This window comes from Streptosporangium sp. NPDC004379, from assembly GCF_042873875.1.
Lineage (GTDB): Bacteria > Actinomycetota > Actinomycetes > Streptosporangiales > Streptosporangiaceae > Streptosporangium.
Map to the genome: position 1 here is coordinate 450,508 of NZ_JBIAMC010000005.1, position 19,814 is coordinate 470,321.

Here is a 19,814-nt window from a genome sequence, read left to right on the forward strand (position 1 = left end):
AACGAGAGATGACGGCGACCGTGCAGACCCCGCCCCCCGTGCCTTTTGACCCGATTCGTCCCCTGATGGGGGTGGAGGAGGAGTACTTCGTCGTCGATCCGACGACGCGGGCCGTGACGCCCCGGGCCGCGGAGGTGGCCGGGCACGCCGTCGCCGTGCTGGGGGAGCGCGTGAGCACCGAGATCATCCGGTTCCAGGTGGAGGCCAAGACACCGCCCTGCGCCGGCTCCGCGGACCTGGCGGAGCACCTGCGCGGGATGCGGGCGGCCATGGCCTCGGCGGCGGCCGGGGAGGGGCTGGCGGTGATCGCCTCGGGCACGCCCGTGCTGGGCGACGTCGTCCCGCCGCCGATCGTCGACGACCCGCGCTACGACCTCGGCATCGCCGCCTACCGGACGCTCCACGACGAGCAGAGCATCTGCGCCGGGCACGTCCACGTCCACCTGCCCGACCGGGCGCGGGCGGTGCTGGCGGGCAACCACCTGCGGCCGTGGCTGCCGGTGCTGATCGCGATGACGGCCAACTCCCCGCTGTGGGCCGGCCGCGACACCGGCTACGCCGCCTGGCGGGTGCTGTGCTGGAACAAGTGGCCGGTCGCCGGGCCGCCGCCGTACTTCGCCGAGCCGGAGGAGTTCGACGGGCTCGTCGCCACCCTGACGGAGGCCGGGGTGCTGGTGGACCCGGGCACGGTCTTCTGGGACGTCCGGCCCTCGGCGCGGCTGCCCACGCTGGAGGTGCGGGTGGCCGACGTGCCCGCCACCGCGGGGGAGTCGGCGCTGCTCGCCGCCGTGGTCCGGGGCCTGGTGGTGACCGCGCTGGACCGGATCGGCGACGGGGACCCCGGGCCGCGCCCGCCGGAGGCGCTGCTGCGGGCCGCCTACTGGCAGGCGGCCCGCGACGGCCTGGACGGCCACGGCATCGACCCGCTCACCGGCGAGAAGCACCCCGCCGCCGACCGGCTCGCGGCGCTGCTGCGCCACATCCGGCCCGCGCTGGAGCTGACCGGCGACCTGGACATGGTGACCGAGCGGCTGGCCCGGCTGACCCGGGAGGGCACCGGGGCGGCCCGCCAGCGGGCCGTCCACGCCCGGCGCGGCCTGCCGTCCGACGTGGTGGACCACCTCGTCGGCGACTTCACCGCCTGACCGGCCGTACGGCGGGTCAGGGGGCGCCGTACGGCCGGTCCGGGCGTGCCGGAGAGGTGGATCCGGGGCGTCCGGGAGCCCGGAGAGGGGCGGCCCGCAGCCCGGAGCCGGCCCCGGAGCGGCCGTTATCCGGGCAGCTGCTCGGTGAGGAAGGCGCGCAGCGGGGCCACGTGCCGTACCGGGTCGCGCCAGGTGGCCTGAAGGTCCTCCAGCAGGTGCCGCTCGGCGACCTGCTCGCCGTCCCGCCAGACCCGCACGACCGGGTGCAGGAACGCGCTCTCGTGCGCCCGCTCCGGCGTCGGGTGCCGCCGGATGGCGAAGACGTCGGGATGTTCCTGCCGTCCCCACCGCAGGGTGACCGTGAGGCACAGCCCCTCGCCGCCGAACCTGCCGACCGCGTAGTCCTCGGGCAGGTCGGTGTGACGCCGGACCCGCCCGCTTCGCTCGTCGAGCACGTAGACGTCGCAGAGGTACTCGAACTGGGTCCACAGCGCGGAGCTGTGGTTGACCCGGTCCAGGATGTCCCCGGTCAGCGTCTCGGCGTCGGCGGGAAGCACGCGCTCCTCCAGCGGCGTCCCCTCGTAGCGCTCGGCCAGCAGGGCGGCCAGCGTCCGCAGGTTGTAGCGGAAGCCGTCGATGAACGCCGAGGAGGCGCGCTTGAAGTCGCGGGCCTGCATCAGGGTGCCGGCGAAGTACAGGCCGTCGACGTCGGCCGACTGGAAATCGGGGCGGATCGCCGGCATGCGGCCGTTCGGGGTGAGCGCGGGACGGCAGGAGTCGTCGAAGACCGAGGTGTCCATGGTGAAGCCGGTGCAGCGCAGCACCCGGTCGTACTCCAGCGTCGCCCGCTCGCCCTCGGCGAGGGTGTAGGTGATCTCCACCTCGAACCGGTCGCCCGCGCGCCGGATCCGGTCGACCTCGCACTCCAGCACGCCGTGCAGGGTCTTGAACCAGTAGCTGTCGAGCAGCGCGCCGTACTGGCCGCGCACGTGGCCCGGATGCTTGCTCGTCCAGGCCAGCCGTACCGGGCTGGGGCTGGCCAGGTGGATGACCGCGGCGTGGCCGAGCATCGACTGGGCGGTCTCGAACGCCGAGTTGCCCTTGCCGATGATCAGCACCCGCTGGTCGGTGAAGTCCTCACCGCGGACCGGCATCTCCTCGTAGCCCGTGGCCAGCTCGATGCCCGGGATGTCCGGCACGTACGGCCCGCCCCAGCCGGTCGCCATGATCAGGCATTCGGCCCGGAACACCTCGTCCCCGGCGTGCACGGCGAAGCGCCCGTCCTCCTCCCGGGCGATCCGGTCGACGGAGACGCCGAAGGCGACGTTGAGCTTGTGCTCGCGCTGGAAGTCGCCGAGGTAGCGCACCAGGTCGCCCGCGCCGGGGAAGTAGTCGCGCGAGTAGCGGGGGAACAGCAGGTCGGGGGAGTCGTTGAGCAGGGAGTTCCAGTCCCAGCGCAGGGAGATCTCCGGGTCGTCCTGGCCGGTGTGGACCTTGTTCAGCGAGATCAGTCTGCGGTGGCGCGGGTAGCGGCGGAAGAAGCCGCCCGGCGCGTCCTCGCGCTCCAGCGTGAGGTAGTCGGCGCCGGACCGCTCCAGGAAGTAGCTGAGCTGCAGGCCCCCGGGCCCGGCGCCGATGATCAGGTAACGGTGGACGTGCCCGTCGGGCGCCGTCACGGCCGCGTGCCCGAGTGCTCGGCGGCGGGGGTGGTGCTGCCGTAGCCGTGGGCGACGATCTGCTCGGCCGTCGCCGCGTACACCGCGGGGTCGTCGGGGGCGTGGGTGGCCAGGCCGTCGACGTAGCGGTTGAACATGCAGAACGCCGCGGCGATCAGCACCGTGTCGTGGATCTCCAGGTCCGTCGCGTCCTCGGCGCGGGCGGCGGCGACGTGCTCGGCGGAGACCTCCTTGCCGCCGCGCTGCACGGCCGCGGCGATGTCCAGCAGCGCCCGCAGCTTCGGTGAGACCGGCGCGGTGGCCGGGTTCTCGCAGGTCTGCTCCACCAGCTCCATGCCCTCGGGGAGCTGGGCGGCGGCGAACGCCGCGTGTGAGGAGTGGCAGAAGCGGCAGCGGTTGAGCGACGACACGTACGCCGCGATCAGCTCGCGTTCCCCACGCGACAGGGTGCTGTCCCCGCGCAGCAGGACCTCGGCGAGCCCGTTCAGCGGCGCCGCGGTCTCCGGGCGGAACCGGAACAGGCCCCTGATTCCCGGGTCGTCGGTGGGGAGGGCGATGTGGGGCATGGACACTCCTCGTGCCGGCGCAGCCGGGGATCGTGGGGGAGGGCGCATCATGGTCGGGGTGCGTCTCGCGTGCCGCCGGTGGAGGGCTCCGTCCGGCGGACGCCCTCATGATCTGCACGTGCCCGCCGCGCTGTCAACGGCCGGACCCGTCTCATCCGTCTTTCTCCGGGTCTTTTCCGCGGTTCCCCGGACGGATTTACGGGCGTCTAAAAATTGATTCAGGGGTTGACCTTTTCCGAGTGCGGCACCGGTGTCCTGCGGTGCTTCTGATGACTCTTGCCCCTTTTGCCCGGGTGACGTACCGTCACCGACGCCCCCCTTTTTCATCCTCGTCACCTCGGGGAATTCGACCCTGCCGAAAGAGGAGCGCCATGTCCGAACACCCCAACGCCGGAGTCGTGCGCAGCGCCTACGACGCCCTCGCCAAGAACGACATCGACCACGTCCGTGACAACCTCCTCGCCGACGACGTGGTCTTCCACGTTCCCGGCCGGGGCGAGCTGGCCGGCGACCACCGCGGCAAGGAAGAGGTGATCCGCTACCTCCAGCGGCTCGGCGAGACCACCAGGGGGGCGCTGCGGTTCGAGCCGGAGGCGTTCCTGGCCGACGACGAGCGGGTGGCCGCGGTCCTGCGCGTCGTCGGCGAGCGCGGCGGCAAGGTCCTGGACGAGCGCGGCGTGCACGTCTTCCGCGTCGCGGACGGCAGGATCACCGAACGCTGGAGCTTCCCGCAGGACTCCTACGCGGTCGACGAGTTCCTCGCCTGAGACCCCGGCCCGGGGTTCTCCCGGGTCCCACCGCCTTCTTCCGCCGCCTCCGCGGCGCGTGGGACGTGTGTCGGACGCCCCACGCGCCGCGCGATCTCCTTTCCGCTCCTTCCCGGCGCCTCGCGGGCGGGCGGCGGGGTGACGGGGAAGGCGTCATGCCCCGGAACCGCCCGATCCGTGCGAACCTCTCCGTTTCCCGGAGCTCCAGCGGCCCCGTTTCTTTCCTTCCGGTCTCCTTCGCCTCTCCTTCTCCGGCCGTCTCCTTTCTCCGGCCCTTTCCTCGGCCGTCATCTCTTTCCTTCCTGACCGTTCTCTCGCCTTCCCGGTCTTTCTCCTCTCCTGCCGGAACGCTTCCTTCTCTTCTCCCGTCCTCTCGTTCCTCTCCGTCTCCTTCGGTCGACGCTGCCTTTCCCGGCGCGTTCTCCTTCCCGTCGTTTTCCCGCCGGCCCGGGCGGCCCGGCCGTACGGCCCGCGCGGCCCGGCCGTACGGCCCGCGCGGCCCGGCCGTACGGCTCGCGGGGCCCGGCCGTGGCCGGTCAGGCCTGTGCCTGGCGCAGCGACTCGGCCAGGACGTTCACGTAACCCCCCTTCATCCGGGCCCGCGCCGCGTAGGCGGCCGGGTCGTCGGGGGCGTGGGTCCCGAGCCCGTCGACGTAGCGGTTGAACATGCAGAACGCCGCGGCGATCAGCACCGTGTCGTGGATCTCCAGGTCCGTCGCGCCCTCGGCGCGGGCGGCCGTCACGTGCTCCTCGGTGACGTGCCTGCCGCCCTCCTGCACCGCGCCGGCGAGGCGCAGCAGCGCCCTGAGCTTGGCCGACACGGGCGCGGACTCCGGGTCGGCGCAGACCGCCTGCACCAACGGCATCCCCTCGGGCAGCCGGACGGCCGCGAGGGCGGCGTGCGTGTAGCAGCAGAACCGGCACTCGTTGCGGGCCGACACGTACGTCGCGATCAGCTCCCTCTCCCCCTGGGTGAGGGTGCTCTCCCCGCGCAGCAGCACGTCCACCAGCGCGTTCAGCGGCAGGGCCGTCTCCGGGCGGTACCGGAACAGTCCCCGCACCCCCGGCTCGTCGGAGTTGAGCGCTATGTAGGCGCTGGATCTTTTCTTCGCCGGCCGGGTGAACCGGATCAGCCGTAACAGGTCACCGCCGGTTCTGCCGCCGTTCCCGGCGGATGCCGCCGATTTCTTCGCGGGAATTTCCACCCGTTTCGCGGAAGTGGTCTGGACTGTCATCTCCCCATCCCTGTCTCCGGTTTTTCCGGTGTGTTCTCGCACTTGCAACTCTGCGCTTCCCGATGGCCCCGATCCAGGGCTCCGCAGGGCAGCAAGCTGCTCGTTCGCCTCCGTTTCCTGTCACGGGGCGGCGCTTGACAGCGCGTACGGCCCCCGCCCGCGGCCGGATGATCTCCCGCCTGCCGTTCTCCCTGGAATCCACCAAATCTCTAGAAAATGGGTTGAAATGGTCGAAAGGGGAACGGTTGACAGAGAAGGCGCCCTCCGATCTCCGCGGCCCCGGGCGCATGAGGGGACCGCGGCGGGTGCCGCCCGCGCCGCCCGCCGCGCCGGGCGCGGAGGGGGAGGGAGAGGTCCGGATCGCCCGGAGACCGGGCGGTCCCCGGGGGAACGGATCTGGAAAATGGACGAGACGACCGAGGCTCGGGAGATGGCCCTTCCGCTGGAGGAAGCGGCCGACCTCGACCCCCTCCTCGACCGCGTCGGCGACGCCCGGTGCGTGCTGATCGGCGAGGCCACCCACGGAACGCACGAGTTCTACGCCTGGCGGGCCGCGCTGACCCGCCGCCTGATCGAGGAGCGCGGCTTCTCCTTCGTGGCGGTGGAGGGCGACTGGCCGGACTGCTGGGACGTCCACCGCTCGGTCACCCTCGCCCGGGGCGCGCCGGAGGACCCGCAGGCGGTCCTGGACGCCTACCGCCGCTGGCCCACCTGGATGTGGGCCAATGCCGAGACCGGGCGCTTCTGCCGGTGGCTGCGGGCCCGCAACGAGGCCCTGCCCGCCGGGGAGCGGGCGGGCTTCTACGGCCTGGACGTCTACAGCATGTGGGAGTCCCTGCGGGCCGTCCTGCTCTACCTGCACGAGCACCACCCCGAGTACACGCGCGACGCCGTGGAGGCCTACCGCTGCTTCGAGCCGTACAACGAGGACCCCCAGGCGTACGCCCGCGGCACGCGGCTGGTGCCCGGCGGGTGCGAGGACGAGGTGGTCGCCCTGCTGAGCGAGGCCCGGCGGGCCGTCCGCATCGACGCCGCCGACCCCGCCGAGGCCCTGAACGCCCGGCAGAACGCCGAGGTGGTGGCCTCGGCCGAGGAGTACTACCGGTCGATGATCAATGGCGGCGCGGAGTCGTGGAACATCCGCGACACCCACATGGCCGACACCCTCGACCGGCTGCTGGACGTCCACGGCGACGGCGCCAGGGCGGTCGTGTGGGCCCACAACACCCACATCGGCGACGCGCGGGCCACCGACATGGCGCGCGGCGGGATCGTCAACCTCGGTCAGCTCGCCCGGGAACGGCACGGCCGGGAGAACGTCGTGCTGGTCGGCTTCGCCACCGCCTACGGTGAGGTGGTCGCGGCCCCCTCCTGGGGGGCGTCCATGGAGGTCATGACGCTGCCCCCGCCGCCCCGCGACAGCCTGGAGGGGCTGCTCTGCGACACGGCGACCGACCTCGACCACCGCGCCCTGTTCGTCTTCTCCGACCAGCCGGACGCGCACTGGCTGACCACCTGGCACGGCCACCGCGCCGTCGGGGTGGTGTACGACCCGATCCGGGAGCGGCGCAACTACGTGCCCAGCATGATGGGCGACCGCTACGACGCGCTGCTGTGGATCGCCAGGACCTCCGCCCTGCAGGCGCTGCACATGGAGAGGGAGAGCCGGGGCGAGCTGGAGACCATGCCCACGGGCGTCTGACCGTGTCAGGCGCCGGCCGCGGCGATCACCTCGGAGACCAGGCCCGGCGAGGTGACCTGGCGGGCGTACTCGGGACGGCGCAGCTCGCCGCCCATGAACGGGTGGGGGTTGCGGTGCGTCGCAGGGCTGGGCGCGTCCACCAGCGCCGCGAAGTGGATCTCCCGCGCCCCCGTCGCCTCGATGACGCGGCCGACGTTGCGCGGGGTGATGCCGCCGCCCGGCATCACGACCAGGCGGTCACCGGCCCGCTCGACCAGCGAGGCGATCAGTGGCGCGCCCTCCAGCGCCGTGACGTCCTGGCCGGAGGTGAGCACCCGGTCCACGCCCAGGCCGGCCAGCGTCTCCAGGGCGGCGAAGGGGTCGGCCGTCATGTCGAAGGCCCGGTGGAAGGTGACCGACAGGTCCCCGGCCGCGTCGATGAGCCGCCTGGCGACCTCGGTGTCCACCTCGCCGGACGGGGTCAGCGCGCCGATGACCACGCCCTGCGCGCCCGCGTCCCGGACGGCGGCCACGTCGCGCTCCATGGCGGCGATCTCGTGCCCGTCGTAGATGAAGTCGCCGCCCCGGGGACGGATGATCACATGGACGCGGATCGAGGAGACCGCGGCCAGGGTCGTCTCGACGGCGCCGAGGGTCGGGGTCAGGCCGCCGTCGAACAGGGCCGAGCACAGCTCCACCCGGTCCGCCCCGGCCTGCTCGGCCGCCAGCGCGCCCGCCGTACTGTCGATGCAGATTTCATACTTAAGACTCATTTTTCCCCCAAAGTGCGGATCTCGCCGACGGGGACGCCGCCGCCGAGCACCGGAACGTTCTCGAACCCGGCCGCCGGAGCCACGTCGGCGCCCGCGGCCCGCAGCGCGGCCAGCGCGATCGCCGTGGTGGCCCGCGGGCTGCCGTCGATGACCTTGACCGCCGCCGCGTGCCCGTCGCCGAGCGCGGCCACCAGCACCCCCTCGGCCCCGCCCTTGACCATCGCGCCCGGCAGCGCCCGCATCAGCGTCGTGTTGACGTGGCCTGTGCCGCCGACGTACTCGGGGTGCTCGCGCATCGCGTCGGCGACCGCGCGCGGGGCCGTGCCCTCCGGAGCGGTCACCATGGCCCGCGCGGCGCGGGCCAGCCCGGTCAGCGACAGCCCGAACAGCGGGGCGCCGCACCCGTCCACGGCGACGTGGGCGGTCTCCTCGCCCGACAGCTCCTCGGCCGCCTCGCGGACCCGCCGCTGCAGCGGATGGCCCGCGTCGAGGTAGGAGGCGGTGTCCCAGCCGGAGGCCACCGCCGCCATGAGCATCGCGGCGTGCTTGCCCGAGCAGTTCATCCGCTCGCGGGAGGGCCCCTGCCCGGCCTTGATCATCGCGTGCCGGGCGGCCTCGTCCTCCGGCCAGTCGGCAGGGCAGCCCAGGGCGTCGAACCCGAGCCCGGCCCCGCCGAGCATCTCGGCGACCAACCGCACGTGCGCGTCCTGTCCGGTGTGGCTGCCGGCGGCGATGGCCAGGCTCGGACCGGCGAGCGCGGCGCCCGACAGCAGGCAGCCCAGCGCCTGGAACGGCTTGGCCGACGAGCGCGGCAGCACCGGCGCGTCCGGCCGGCCCAGGGAGACGGCGATCTCGCCGCCGGGCCCCAGGGCCACCGCGCTGCCGTAGTGGACGCTCTCCACGAACCCCGAGCGCACCACCTCGGCGAGCGCGGCGAAACCGGACCGCCCGACCGGGAGCGGGTCCCCGGCGGACACGGCGGGGGCGGCGGCGCGTGGGTCCCCGGCGGGCGCGGACCCGGTCCGGGACGGGTCTGCGGCGACTTCACACACGGGCGAATCTCCTTCGGGGCGGGCGGACGCCCGGCCGGCGGGCCTCCAGGACGCGGGCGAGTTTGGACAGCGACGCGTTGACCACGAGATAGATCAGCGCGACGACGATGTAGGTCTGGATCAGCAGGCCGTTGTAGGTCGCCAGGACCTTGCCGCTGTAGAGCAGCTCGGCGTAGCTGACGACGAAGCCGAGCGAGGTGTCCTTCAGCAGGCCGACCGACTGGCTGACGATCGACGGCAGCACGCGCCGGGCCGCCTGCGGCAGCACGATCATCCGCATGGTCTGGCCCGGGGTCAGCCCGACCGCCAGGCCCGCCTCACCCTGACCACGCTCGACCGACAGGATCCCGGCCCGGAAGATCTCGGCGAACGCCGCCGCGTTCGACACCGCCAGCGGCACCGTGAGCTTCCAGAACAGCGGCAGGTCCAGCCCGTAGCGGGGCAGCGCGAACAGCACGACGTAGACCAGCAGCAGCGCCGGGATCGTCCGTACCGCCTCCACGTACGCGGCGGCGGGCAGGCGGACCCAGCGGCGCCGCGACAGCCGGCCCAGCGCCAGCGCCAGCCCGGCGGCCATCGCCAGCGCCGCCGAGACGACCGCCGCCAGCGCCGTGGACCACAGTCCCGTCAGCAGGTAGCGCCACATCGGCCAGGTCGCGTACGGCTGCCAGCGCGCCGCGTCGAGTTGCCCGTTGGCCGCGAACTGCCGTACGGCCAGCGCCAGCAGGGTGAGCACCGCGACGGCCCCCGCCACGGTCGCGATCCGGATCCGGCGGCGCGCGCGGGGACCGGGCTCGTCGAACAGCAGGTTGCTCATCGGACCATCCCCAGCCGCCGTTCGAGCCGTCCGGTGACGAACCCGGCGCAGGCGGCGATCAGCGCGTAGGCCAGGCCCGCCCCGACGAAGATCGGGATGGGCTGGGCCTCCGCGAGGTTCACCCGGTTGGCGGCGGCGGTCAGGTCCACCACGCCGACCGCCGCGGCGAGCGAGGTGTTCATCGTCAGCGCGATGAAGACGTTGCCGATCGGCTGGATCACGGTGCGCAGCGCCTGCGGCAGCACCACGTGGCGCAGCGACTGGCCGAAGGTCAGCCCCAGCGCGCGGGCCGCCTCGCCCTGCCCGCCGGCGACCGCGTTGACCCCCGAGCGCAGCGCCTCGGCGATGTAGGCGGCCTCGTACAGGGCGATCACCACGACCGCGGTCGTCAGCAGGCCGGCCTTGATCCCGATCTCCGGGAGCCCGAAGACGGCGAGCACCAGCAGGACCAACAGGGGCAGGTTCTGGAAGGTCTCCACGTACGCCGTGCCGATCGCGCGCAGCACCCCGACCGGGCTGACCCGCATCGCGGTGATCACGAGCCCGACCACCGCGGCGCCGGCGAACGACGCCGCGGTGAGCTGGAGGGTGACCAGCAGTCCCGCCCAGAACTCGGGCAGGTGGTCGAGGACGGCCGACATCAGGAGCCCGGCACCGAGCCGATCTGCGGGGGAGCCGGAGCCTCGCCCTGCACGACCGTGCCGAGGGAGTTCTTCCAGATCCGCTGCCACAGCCCGGAACCCTGGGTCTTGGTCAGCCAGTCGTTGACGAACTTCTTGAACCGGTCGTCGCCGTGCTTGAGGCCGATGCCGTACGGGTCGCTGGTGAACGGCTTGCCGACGACCTGGATGGACGGGTCCTTCTGCGCGTCGGCCACCAGCAGCGTCTCGTCCTGGACGTAGGCGACGCCGCGGTCCTGCTTGAGCGCCTGCACGCACTCGGGGTCGCTGCCGAACGTGACGATCTTCGCCTGCGGCGCGGCCTTCTTGATCGCGGGGATGGCGGGGGTGTTGGCGCCGGCGATGACGGTCTTGCCGTTGAGGTCCTCCGGCTTGGCGATGCCGGCCGTACCCTTCTTCACCGCGATGCTCAGACCCGAGGAGTAGTACGGCCCGGCGAAGGCGACCTGCTCGGCCCGCTCCGGCGTGATCGTGTAGGTCTGGAAGACCACGTCGACGGTGCCGTTGGCCAGCAGCGCCTCCCGGGTCTCCGACGCCGAGTTGACGATCTTCACCTTGGGCTCGCCGATGATGTACTTGGCCAGCGCCTTGCCCATGTCGGCGTCGAAGCCCTCGACCTCGCCGCTCACCGGGTTCTGCTGCGACAGCAGCGGCGCGTCCAGCGACCCGCCGACGATCAGCTCACCCCGCTTCTTGATCTTCTCCATCGTGGAGCCGGGGAGGATGTCGGCCGCCGCCGCGACCGGCGCGTCGGCGAGCAGGCCGGGAGCCTTGGGCTCGCCCGGCACCGCCGGGGCGGCCGAGTCGGTGCCCGAACAGGCCGAAAGACCGATCATCGACACGGCGGCGACAGCGGCCACCCGCTTGAGGGAGACCATCGGGCCCACCATCCTTTGCGATCAGTGCGTGAGTACCTTGGCCAGGAAGTCCCTGGCCCGGTCCGTCTTGGGGGCTTCGAAGAAGGCGTTCGGCTCACCGGTCTCGACGATCCGGCCGCCGTCCATGAACACCACCCGGTCGGCCGCCCGGCGGGCGAAGCCCATCTCGTGGGTGACGACGACCATGGTCATGCCGTCGGCGGCGAGGCCGACCATCACGTCCAGGACCTCGCCGACCATCTCCGGGTCGAGCGCCGAGGTGGGCTCGTCGAAGAGCATCACCTTGGGGCGCATGGCCAGCGCCCGCGCGATCGCCGCGCGCTGCTGCTGGCCGCCCGACAGCTGCGCGGGCAGCTTGCCGGCCTGCTCGGCGATGCCGACGCGCGCCAGCAGCTCCCGGCCGGTCCGCTCGGCCTCGGCGCGGGCGGCGCCGCGCACCTTCATCGGCGCGAGCATCACGTTCTCCAGCACGGTCTTGTGCTGGAAGAGGTTGAAGGACTGGAAGACCATGCCCACGTCGGCCCGGAGCCTGGCCAGCTCGCGGCCCTCGACCGGGGCGGGGACGCCCTCGATGAGGATCTCGCCCGAGCCCGCGCTCTCCAGCCGGTTGAGGCAGCGGCACAGCGTGGACTTGCCGGACCCCGAGGGTCCGATCACCACGACGACCTCGCCCCGAGCCACCTCAAGGTCGACGTCGTGCAGCACATGGTGGTCGCCGAACCATTTGTTCAGCCCTTTGACCTGGATCATCGCCAACTTCCTTCGAAATCGAAGACAAGGCGGAACGTAATGGATGATTCTGGTGGAAGTCAACACGTTGCCGTAGTAAGTCAGGCCGTGGTATTCCTTCTGCCATGACAGGCAAAGAGAGGTTGCCCGTGCGGGGCGCCCAGGGCGACCTCCTGCGCCTCGTCGCCACAGGCCAGGCCGAGTCGCGCGCCGAACTGGCCCGCCTCTCCGGGCTCGCGCCCTCCAGCGTCTCCCTGCGCGTCGAGGAGCTGCTCGACGCCGCCCTCCTCGTCGAGGAGGGCGCGGGCACCTCACGCGGCGGGCGGCGGCCCCGGCGGCTGCGCGTCAGCCCCACCGCCGGCCTGCTCGCCGTCGCCGACCTCGGCACCCACCACGCCCGCCTGGCCCTGCTCGACCTCAGCGGCGTCCCCCTCGTCGTCGAGGAACGCCCCTGCGACATCGCCCTGGGCCCGGAGGCCACCCTCGACTGGATGGCCGCCGCCTTCGACGACCTGCTGCGCTCCCACGCCCCGCCCGGCGTCCCGCTGCGCGGGGTCGGCACCGGCATCCCCGGCCCCGTCGACCCGGCCACCGGCCGCGTCGTCTCCCCCTCCCGCATGCCCGGCTGGAACGCCTTCCCCGTCGCCGACCACCTCGCCGCCCGCTACGACCTGCCCGTCCTCGTCGAGAACGACGCCAACCTCATGGCCGTCGGCGAGGCCCGCGCCTGGCCCGGCTGCGACAACCTCATGGTCCTCAAGGCCGGCAGCGGCATAGGGTGCGGCCTGATCGTCGAGGGCCGCCTGCACCGGGGCAGGGGAGCGGCCGGCGACATCAGCCACGTCCGGGTCCGCGCCGACTCCTCGGCCATGTGCTCCTGCGGCCACCCCGACTGCCTGGAGGCCTACGCCAGCGGCGCCGCGCTGATGGGCGCCCTCGCCGACCAGGGCTTCGCCGTACACCGGCCCGCCGACGTCGCGGACCTCGTCGCCGACGGCGTACCCGAGGCCACCGCCCTGGTCAGGAACGCCGGCCGCCTCATCGGCGAGGTGCTCACCGTCCTGGTCAACTTCATCAACCCCGACGCCATCGTGGTCGGCGGCAGCCTGTCCGGCGCCGAGCCGCTCATCTCGGCGGTCCGCGCCGCCGTCTACGAACGGTGCCTGCCGCTGGCCACCCGCGACCTGGAGATCGCCGTCACCCGCACCGGCCCCGACGCCGCGCTGCTCGGCGCGGGCTCACTGCTCCTGGACGCCGTCCTCGCCTGACCCCGCTCCCCACCGTCCGGCGCGCCGTTCCTCGTCCGTGGCCGCGAAGCGGCGGTCGCGGTGCCACCCGCCAGGGTCCGCGACGGTGATGCGCCGTTCCTCGTGCGGAGCCGCGAAGTCGCGGTCGCGGTGCCACCACCGGGTTCCGCGACGGTGAGATGGGTCACGCCGGCGGGCGCGGCCGATCTTCCGTTGTTACGCTGACCGCAGCGGATACGGCCTTTCCCGCTTCTCCTGCGGAAGACGTGAGACGCCGGGCGATCCGCCTCCGCCGCTGCCCGAGGAGGTGTCCGGCCGATGGCCCTGCCCACCCACTGGGGCGTCCGCCCGGAGGAGACCGCGCGCTCCTACCCCTGCGACGACCGCGTCCCCGCCCCCGGCGGCACGTGGTTCCGCGCGGTCTCGGTCCAGGCCCCGCCCGACGTCGTCTACCGCTGGCTCTGCCAGATGCGCGTCGCCCCCTACAGCTACGACCTCCTCGACAACCTCGGCCGCAGGAGCCCCCGCACCCTCACCCCGGGCGCGGAGGACCTGACGGCCGGCCAGCGGGTCATGACCATCTTCGAGCTGGTCTCCTTCACCCCCGGCCGGGACATGACCCTGCGGATGCTCCCCGGCCCCGGCCGCCGGCTCTTCGGCGACCTCGCCCTCACCTACGACGTCCGTACGGACGACACCGGCGCGACCCGCCTGGTGGTCAAGGCCCTGCTCGGCGCCGAACGAGGAGCGCTGAACGAGGCACGCCGCCGCGCCCTGGCCTGGGGGGACCTGCTCATGATGCGCAAACAGCTCCTGACCTTCCGGACCCTGGCGGAACACCAGGCCGCCACCGGCTGAACCCACCGCGGCGACGGCCGTACGGCGGGCCGACCCCGGCGGCCGTCAGAAGGCGGCCGCCAGAGGACCACGGCCGTCATGGGGCGACGGTCGTCACAGGGCGACGGCGCGCGGGCGGTACGGCTCCGTCAGGAAGCCGATCTCCTTGTCCGTGAGATCCACCTCCACCGCCGCCACGGCGTCGTCCACATGCCCGGCCCTGGTCGCGCCGATGATCGGAGCGGCCACCCCGGGCTGCTTGAGCAGCCACGACAGCGCCACGCTCGCCGGGGCGACACCGCGCTCCCGGGCCACCTCGGCGACCCGGTCGAGGATCCGGGAGTCGTTCTCGGCGTCGCCGTAGAGGGCGCCGATGCGCGGGTCGCTCCCGGCGCGCGCGGTGCCCTCCTCCTGCTGCCTGCCCGCGCGGGCGAGCAGGCCCCGGGCCAGCGGGCTCCACGGGATCATCCCCACACCCTGGTCGAGACAGAGCGGCACCATTTCCCGCTCCTCTTCCCTGTAGAGAAGATTGTAGTGATTCTGCATCGCTGCGAATTTTGTCCAGCCGTTGGTCTCGGCGACGTGCTGGGCCTTGGCGAACTGCCAGGCGCTCATGCTGGAGGCACCGAGGTAGCGGGCCTTGCCGGCGCGGACGACGTCGTGCAGGGCCTGCATGGTCTCGGCGATCGGGGTGTCGGGGTCCCAGCGGTGGATCTGGTAGAGGTCCACGTGGTCGGTGTCCAGGCGGCGCAGTGAGGCGTCGATGGCCGACATGATGTGCTTGCGCGACAGGCCCCGGTCGTTGGCGGCGCCGCCCTTCTTGGAACCCGGGCCGACGGGGAAGAAGACCTTGGTGGCCAGCACGTAGTCGTCCCGGTCGGTGAAGATCTTCGACAGCAGGCGGCCGGTGACCTCCTCGCTGCTGCCTTGAGAGTAGGTGTCGGCGGTGTCGAAGAACGTCACCCCCGCCTCGGCCGCCTTACGCACGATCGGCTCGGCCGCCTCCTCGTTCAGGATCCACTCACTGCCCCGGGCCGGGTCGCCGTAGCTCATCATGCCCAGGCAGATCCGCGACACCTTCAACCCGGTGGACCCCAGGCGCGTGTACTCCATGGTGAAACCTCCCGTAAATCCCCTACGCCAGCCCACCCTACGACCGGCATTCCGGGCGGAGATCACGGGGGAGGGGGCTGTCGAGTCCTCCGCTCGGATCTCATGGAGTGCATCCGACGAAGGCCGGCAGCCCTGAGTCCGCGCGTCCTTTCAACCGCTGTTCATCCTGCTACGCCGAGTTCTGAAGCGCCCGTCACAGGTAGTCCCGCCAGAAGGGCACGGTGGCTTGCGGACTCCAGTCCTCCCGAAACTCGGGCGGTGACTCCTCGAACTCATGGCCGATGTAGTCGAGCAGGTCAGAGCCGTAATAAATGATGTCCCCACCTCGCATCGACAGAACCGGGTGTCCGGAAGTGCCGTGGCCCGCCGGTAGGAACCGGTGCGCGTACACCGGAACCATCCTGGGCACCTCGGCCAGTTGCGATCGGGCCGTCGCTACAGCTGCTTCAGTCGTGTCAGGCCGCTCGCCCCAGCCTTCGCGCCAATGACCATGCTCGACGTCCCACAACAGGCAATCGATGGGCCAGTCGAGCTGCTTACGCAGCTCATCGGGGTCTCCGTTGCGCCAGTCCGGCCAGGGCTTCTCCCAGGTCTGTCCTTCTTCGTACGGCTGGCTCACGGGCAGACCGGTGGCGAGGAAGGCCCGATGGTCGTCGGCGAACGTGAAGCCGTACCGGCTCTCGATGCGGTCGAACTCCGCGTCCGTCAACCCAGGAGCGATCTCGCAGCACTCCAGTTCCGCCAGGCGGTGGGCGGCCATCACGCCCAGTCGGGCACCATCTCTATTGATCACCTCGGCACCGTAACGCCCCGGACGGCCACCAGGAACGGACAGGAACCGGCATGAGCCGGCGTCTACCGGAAGCCGGCCAGTGTGCTAGCACCCCTGCGACTGCCAGAACGCCTAGATTTCACGACGTCTCACCCGGCCGTGATGGCCGCCCGGCTCTGATTAGGATCACGCGGTATGGAGACGTGCGGAGTGCTGTACGTGGTCGCGTGTGCCGCTCCGGCGGCGGCCGACCTCGCTCGCCTGGTAGTGCTCGCTCAGGCGGACGGCTGGCAGGTACACGTGGTCACCACGCCCATGGGTACCCGCTTCGTCGATGCCGACGAGTTGGAGCGGCTGACCGGGGATCGAGTGCGCAGCACATACCGTATGCCGGGCGAGCCGAAAGGGCTGCCACCAGCTGACGCGGTGGTGGTGGCTCCGGCGACGTTCAACACCATCAACAAGTGGGCCGGTGGGCTGGCGGACACCTTCGCGGTCGGCCTGCTGTGCGAGGTGACGGGGTTCGGCGTTCCCATCGTCGCCGTCCCTCTACTGAAAGACGCACTGGCACGGCATCTCGCCTTCGGCCGGAGCGTGGAGACGCTGCGAGAGATGGGCGTCCGGGTGCTGTTCGATCCCGATGCGCCGTCACATGCCCGCATGCCATCCTGGGAACAGATCATTCAGGAACTGCGCAGCGTTGTCGGGGGACGACACTCACAGGGGTGATGGTGTGGATGCCCGCAAGGACATCGGTCAGCGGATCGCTCGGGCACGCCGTCGCCGTGGCCTGTCACAGGCCGTCCTCGCGGGACTGATCGGTCGTTCGGAGAGCTGGCTGAGTCAGGTCGAGCGCGGGCAACGCAAGGTGGACAGCCACAGCGTGATCAACGCCTTGGGCGAGATCCTGGGCTTGGCCGCCGAAGACCTCACCACCGCGAAAACGGACACCACGATGCATTACCAGGCAGCGTCCGCCATCCGTCACGCCATGATGAGTTACGACGGCCTGTCCTCACTGATCGACCCACGGCAGGTGGAAGGCTCACCGGAGAGCTTCGTCTGGCTGCGTCACGAGATCCGCCGGGTGAACCGGCTCTACCAAGCGACCCAGTATGACGAGGTGGGCAGACGCCTGCCAGGGCTCATCGTGGCGACCGAACTCGGCAGCCGTCATGCCCCGACGCACCGGCGCCGGACCTACCAGACACTTCGGTCGCTGACCTACCACTGCGCCACGACCACGCTGCGGCGCGTCGGAGAACCCGACCTCGCCTGGCTGGCCGCTGACCGATCGCTGGCCGCAGCCGAAGAGGCCGAACGACCGTTGCTGGCCGCCGTGAGCGCCTATCGTCTCGGCTACGTGTTCGTCCGTCTCCACGAGCCGGACGCGGCGCTTGGGCTCGTGCTCCGCGCGGCAGACGCTCTACACCGATCCGTCCGACACGGTGACCCCCGATCACTATCGATGCTCGGCGCGCTGTACCTGGTCGCGGTCACAGCCGCCGCTGCCCAGCATGACCGGACGGCCGTAAGCGCTTTTCTCACCCAGGCTCGCCGGGTTGCCGAACGCCTCGGCGAGGATCGCAACGACTTCTGGAGCGCTTTCGGGCTGACCAACGTCACCATTCACGAGGTGTCCGCAGCGGTGGAGTCGGGAGACGCACGGCAGGCCATCGCGAAGGCGGAAACACTCGACGTCGGGGTCATGGCCCCGGGCCTGGTCGGGCGTCGCGCACAGGTCCACCTGGATCTTGCGCGGGCATACGCCACTCAGCGCAAGGACGCCGCGTCGGTGAACATGCTCCTTCTGGCCGAACAGCTCTCTCCTGAACTCGTCCGCTATGGCGGGCGCACCCGTGAACTGCTGACTCAGCTCCTCAAGCGCGAGCACCGGGCCAGCACACCGCAACTCCGGGGCCTGGCCACGCGAGCGGGCATCGCCTGATGCGGTGACGCACCGACCCGCACAAAAGTGCGGGTTCCTTACCCTCACTGCGGTACGGGTCCGGCCCCTGGCACGAATCTACGGTTCTTCCTGGCGTGCAGCCGCCGCCCGTAACAGGCCACCGCCAGGAGGGAAGTCCGGGTTATGCCAGCGTCACGCGCGCACGGCGCGAAACGTCGCACCCCGTTATCCCTGATCTTGCGGAAGCCGGGCCAGGCGCATCGTCCGCGAGGTTGACGAGGGCAGTAACGGCGGACCTGCCGGAACGACGCCATCGTCCGGCAGGTCCTTGACCGCACTCTGGAGGTGCGATCCGTGGATCACTCTAAAGCCATGCCGCCGGGTGAGGCGACACCGGCTGACCAGGCGCAACCGGCCTCCCTCACGCGGCGGCCCGCCCTGGGGACGGTGCAGCAAGACCGGTACATCCATCTCGTCCGGCTGGCGTGGGACCTGCGCGCCTTGGGCGTGGCGACGCTGCTTGAGCTTCCGCTGATCGAGGAGCCGTTCCTGACGGCGCAGGGGACGCGGCGGCCTCTTCGGGTGATCGCCCGCAGGCTGGGCCAGGACTGGATCTGCCAGTGGGGCCGGGGCCGTAATCAGTGGATCGACGCCCTTGACCAGGGGGCGGCGCAGACGATTCGTAAGGCGGTGGCGCGGTGAGCCGGGAAGCCGTCTATGAGGCGTTCGAGGCGATGCTGCTGCGCTGGAACGGGCTGCGGTTCCTCGACCATCGGGACTTCTACGGCGTGCCGCAGTCGGCGGCGGACGCGCGTCACTGGGTGCGGCAGGTGCTGAGTGCGCACATCACGGCCTCGGCGGAAGCTCTGGAGACGGTGGAGCTGCTGGTGAGTGAGGTCGTCACGAACGCGATCCTGCACAGCGACTCGGGACACCCTGACGAGATCATCACGGTCGGCGTCGGCCTGGGGGACGGCCTGGTCCATGTCGAGGTGATCGACAAGGGTTCAGCGGTCAACGTCCCCGCGATGCGGCCTGCCGACAGTGACAGTCTCGGCGGGCGGGGCTTGGCGTGGGTGGACTTCCTGTCCAGCGGATGGGGAACCGACTACGACCCGGAGATAGGCCGCGCGGTCTGGGTGCAGCTCACCTATCGCTGATTTTTTGAAAGCTGGGGCGGCGGTGCGGCCTTCCCCCATAGATAGTCGTGCCGCCGCACCCGATCAGCGATGACCATGAACCACGTGGCCTCGCTATTCGATGGCAACCCGACCCGGAGCGCAGTGCCGCCAGGCGCGGCTTGACTCTTACGCCCATCGGATGTCTTGTCGGCGAGGGTGAGGGCGCCGGCCTGCTCCAGTGCGCGCAGGATGCCCCAGATCCGGGCGGCGCTCAGGTCATGGACTGAGCCCGGCAGCGCACCGGAGGTCCAGATGATCGTTCCGTCCGGGGAGGCGATGACCTGGATGTTCATGCCATGGCCCCGGTGCTTGGCCGAGTAGTACGGCCGGTCGGCCTTGACCCGGTCGGTGCAGACGAGCCTGCCGTCCAGCACCAGGTAGTGCAGTCCGTCCCGCCTGGCCGTGCGCAGTGCCCGGTCGAGCCTCGGCGAGCGGGCTGACAGCAGGCGCACCGTCTCTTGCACGTACCGCCAGGCGGTGGCCACCGAGACGCCGAAGCCGGCGGCGAGCTCGGTGAACGTCTCGCTTTTGCGCAGGTGGACCAGCATGAGCAGGGCCTGCTGGCCGGGGGTGAGCCGCCGCCAAGGGGTGCCGATCGTGGTGCGGTGCCGCCGGATGACTCCGGCCACGTAGTTCAGCGTTGAGCGCGACAAATCGACCGCGGCACGGTAGAACAGCACCCGGAGCTCCTGGTTGTGACGGACGTGATTGTGGTGATCAACCCGTCTACCAGGGGCTTCTCTATGTCATCAGGCG

Annotated in this window: 20 protein-coding genes and 1 pseudogene; 9 read left to right on the top strand and 12 right to left on the bottom strand. The window is 71.4% G+C overall.

Annotated elements, in window-relative coordinates:
* Positions 1-65 precede the first annotated feature (65 nt).
* Entirely contained in the window at positions 66-1,145 is a 1,080-nt protein-coding gene (locus ACFYSC_RS14215) for a glutamate--cysteine ligase (protein WP_389961024.1), read from the top strand.
* Between the two features lie 125 nt (positions 1,146-1,270).
* Here the strand turns inward: ACFYSC_RS14215 and ACFYSC_RS14220 are convergent, their stop codons facing one another.
* Together ACFYSC_RS14220 and ACFYSC_RS14225 are read right to left on the bottom strand one after the other, a co-directional pair.
* Positions 1,271-2,821 (bottom strand): NAD(P)-binding domain-containing protein, encoded by a 1,551-nt coding sequence (locus tag ACFYSC_RS14220; RefSeq protein ID WP_389961026.1) that lies wholly within the window; start codon positions 2,819-2,821, stop codon positions 1,271-1,273.
* Positions 2,818-3,387 (bottom strand): carboxymuconolactone decarboxylase family protein, encoded by a 570-nt coding sequence (locus ACFYSC_RS14225; protein ID WP_389961028.1) that lies wholly within the window; start codon positions 3,385-3,387, stop codon positions 2,818-2,820. The genes ACFYSC_RS14220 and ACFYSC_RS14225 overlap by 4 nt, the downstream gene beginning before the upstream one ends.
* A 371-nt stretch (positions 3,388-3,758) precedes the next feature.
* Here ACFYSC_RS14225 and ACFYSC_RS14230 point away from each other — a divergent pair, with 371 nt between their 5' ends.
* Complete coding sequence (locus ACFYSC_RS14230; protein ID WP_389961030.1) at positions 3,759-4,154, top strand: nuclear transport factor 2 family protein; 396 nt, start codon at positions 3,759-3,761, stop codon at positions 4,152-4,154.
* A 536-nt stretch (positions 4,155-4,690) separates the two neighbouring features.
* Here ACFYSC_RS14230 and ACFYSC_RS14235 read toward each other — a convergent pair.
* Positions 4,691-5,389, bottom strand: coding sequence for a carboxymuconolactone decarboxylase family protein (locus ACFYSC_RS14235; RefSeq protein ID WP_389961032.1), 699 nt, complete (start codon positions 5,387-5,389; stop codon positions 4,691-4,693).
* Between the two features lie 403 nt (positions 5,390-5,792).
* On the opposite strand from ACFYSC_RS14235, the gene ACFYSC_RS14240 reads away from it, so the two are divergent.
* Positions 5,793-7,091, top strand: coding sequence for an erythromycin esterase family protein (locus ACFYSC_RS14240; RefSeq protein ID WP_389961034.1), 1,299 nt, complete (start codon positions 5,793-5,795; stop codon positions 7,089-7,091).
* A gap of 5 nt (positions 7,092-7,096) precedes the next feature.
* On the opposite strand, the gene ACFYSC_RS14245 is transcribed toward ACFYSC_RS14240, so the two are convergent.
* The 6 genes from ACFYSC_RS14245 to ACFYSC_RS14270 all read right to left on the bottom strand — a co-directional run bounded on the left by ACFYSC_RS14245 (position 7,097) and on the right by ACFYSC_RS14270 (position 12,020).
* Positions 7,097-7,843, bottom strand: coding sequence for a copper homeostasis protein CutC (locus ACFYSC_RS14245; RefSeq protein ID WP_389961036.1), 747 nt, complete (start codon positions 7,841-7,843; stop codon positions 7,097-7,099).
* On the bottom strand, positions 7,840-8,820 hold the full coding sequence (locus ACFYSC_RS14250) for an asparaginase (RefSeq protein ID WP_389961134.1): 981 nt from the start codon (positions 8,818-8,820) through the stop codon (positions 7,840-7,842). Before ACFYSC_RS14250 ends, ACFYSC_RS14245 begins: the two co-directional genes overlap by 4 nt.
* Positions 8,821-8,887: 67 nt before the next feature.
* Positions 8,888-9,712, bottom strand: coding sequence for an amino acid ABC transporter permease (locus tag ACFYSC_RS14255; RefSeq protein ID WP_389961038.1), 825 nt, complete (start codon positions 9,710-9,712; stop codon positions 8,888-8,890).
* Positions 9,709-10,353 carry an amino acid ABC transporter permease gene (locus ACFYSC_RS14260; RefSeq protein ID WP_389961040.1) on the bottom strand — a complete coding sequence of 215 codons (645 nt, stop codon included), beginning with the start codon at positions 10,351-10,353 and terminating at the stop codon, positions 9,709-9,711. Before ACFYSC_RS14260 ends, ACFYSC_RS14255 begins: the two co-directional genes overlap by 4 nt.
* Positions 10,353-11,270 carry a glutamate ABC transporter substrate-binding protein gene (locus tag ACFYSC_RS14265; RefSeq protein WP_389961042.1) on the bottom strand — a complete coding sequence of 306 codons (918 nt, stop codon included), beginning with the start codon at positions 11,268-11,270 and terminating at the stop codon, positions 10,353-10,355. Before ACFYSC_RS14265 ends, ACFYSC_RS14260 begins: the two co-directional genes overlap by 1 nt.
* Before the next feature lie 21 nt (positions 11,271-11,291).
* Entirely contained in the window at positions 11,292-12,020 is a 729-nt protein-coding gene (locus tag ACFYSC_RS14270; protein WP_362936105.1) for an amino acid ABC transporter ATP-binding protein, read from the bottom strand.
* A gap of 104 nt (positions 12,021-12,124) precedes the next feature.
* Between ACFYSC_RS14270 and ACFYSC_RS14275 the strand changes: the two genes are divergently transcribed.
* Together ACFYSC_RS14275 and ACFYSC_RS14280 are read left to right on the top strand one after the other, a co-directional pair.
* Complete coding sequence (locus ACFYSC_RS14275; RefSeq protein WP_389961044.1) at positions 12,125-13,267, top strand: ROK family protein; 1,143 nt, start codon at positions 12,125-12,127, stop codon at positions 13,265-13,267.
* A gap of 297 nt (positions 13,268-13,564) precedes the next feature.
* Positions 13,565-14,104, top strand: a complete 540-nt coding sequence (locus ACFYSC_RS14280) for a hypothetical protein (protein ID WP_389961046.1) — start codon at positions 13,565-13,567, stop codon at positions 14,102-14,104.
* A gap of 93 nt (positions 14,105-14,197) precedes the next feature.
* Here the strand turns inward: ACFYSC_RS14280 and ACFYSC_RS14285 are convergent, their stop codons facing one another.
* Positions 14,198-15,196 (bottom strand): aldo/keto reductase, encoded by a 999-nt coding sequence (locus ACFYSC_RS14285; RefSeq protein WP_389961048.1) that lies wholly within the window; start codon positions 15,194-15,196, stop codon positions 14,198-14,200.
* 193 nt (positions 15,197-15,389) lie between these two features.
* Positions 15,390-15,989 (bottom strand): hypothetical protein, encoded by a 600-nt coding sequence (locus ACFYSC_RS14290; RefSeq protein WP_389961050.1) that lies wholly within the window; start codon positions 15,987-15,989, stop codon positions 15,390-15,392.
* Between the two features lie 189 nt (positions 15,990-16,178).
* Between ACFYSC_RS14290 and ACFYSC_RS14295 the strand changes: the two genes are divergently transcribed.
* The 4 genes from ACFYSC_RS14295 (at position 16,179) to ACFYSC_RS14310 (ending at position 19,037) form a co-directional block, all read left to right on the top strand.
* Positions 16,179-16,697: a flavoprotein gene (locus ACFYSC_RS14295; protein ID WP_389961052.1), complete on the top strand. Its 519-nt coding sequence runs from the start codon at positions 16,179-16,181 to the stop codon at positions 16,695-16,697.
* A gap of 4 nt (positions 16,698-16,701) precedes the next feature.
* Positions 16,702-17,916 (top strand): helix-turn-helix domain-containing protein, encoded by a 1,215-nt coding sequence (locus ACFYSC_RS14300; protein WP_389961054.1) that lies wholly within the window; start codon positions 16,702-16,704, stop codon positions 17,914-17,916.
* Between the two features lie 315 nt (positions 17,917-18,231).
* Positions 18,232-18,579, top strand: a complete 348-nt coding sequence (locus tag ACFYSC_RS14305; RefSeq protein ID WP_389961056.1) for a hypothetical protein — start codon at positions 18,232-18,234, stop codon at positions 18,577-18,579.
* Positions 18,576-19,037, top strand: a complete 462-nt coding sequence (locus ACFYSC_RS14310; RefSeq protein ID WP_389961058.1) for an ATP-binding protein — start codon at positions 18,576-18,578, stop codon at positions 19,035-19,037. The genes ACFYSC_RS14305 and ACFYSC_RS14310 overlap by 4 nt, the downstream gene beginning before the upstream one ends.
* Before the next feature lie 164 nt (positions 19,038-19,201).
* On the opposite strand, the pseudogene ACFYSC_RS14315 reads toward ACFYSC_RS14310, so the two are convergent.
* A pseudogene (locus tag ACFYSC_RS14315) lies at positions 19,202-19,738 on the bottom strand (transposase family protein); the annotation flags it as partial.
* Between the last annotated feature and the right edge of the window lie 76 nt (positions 19,739-19,814).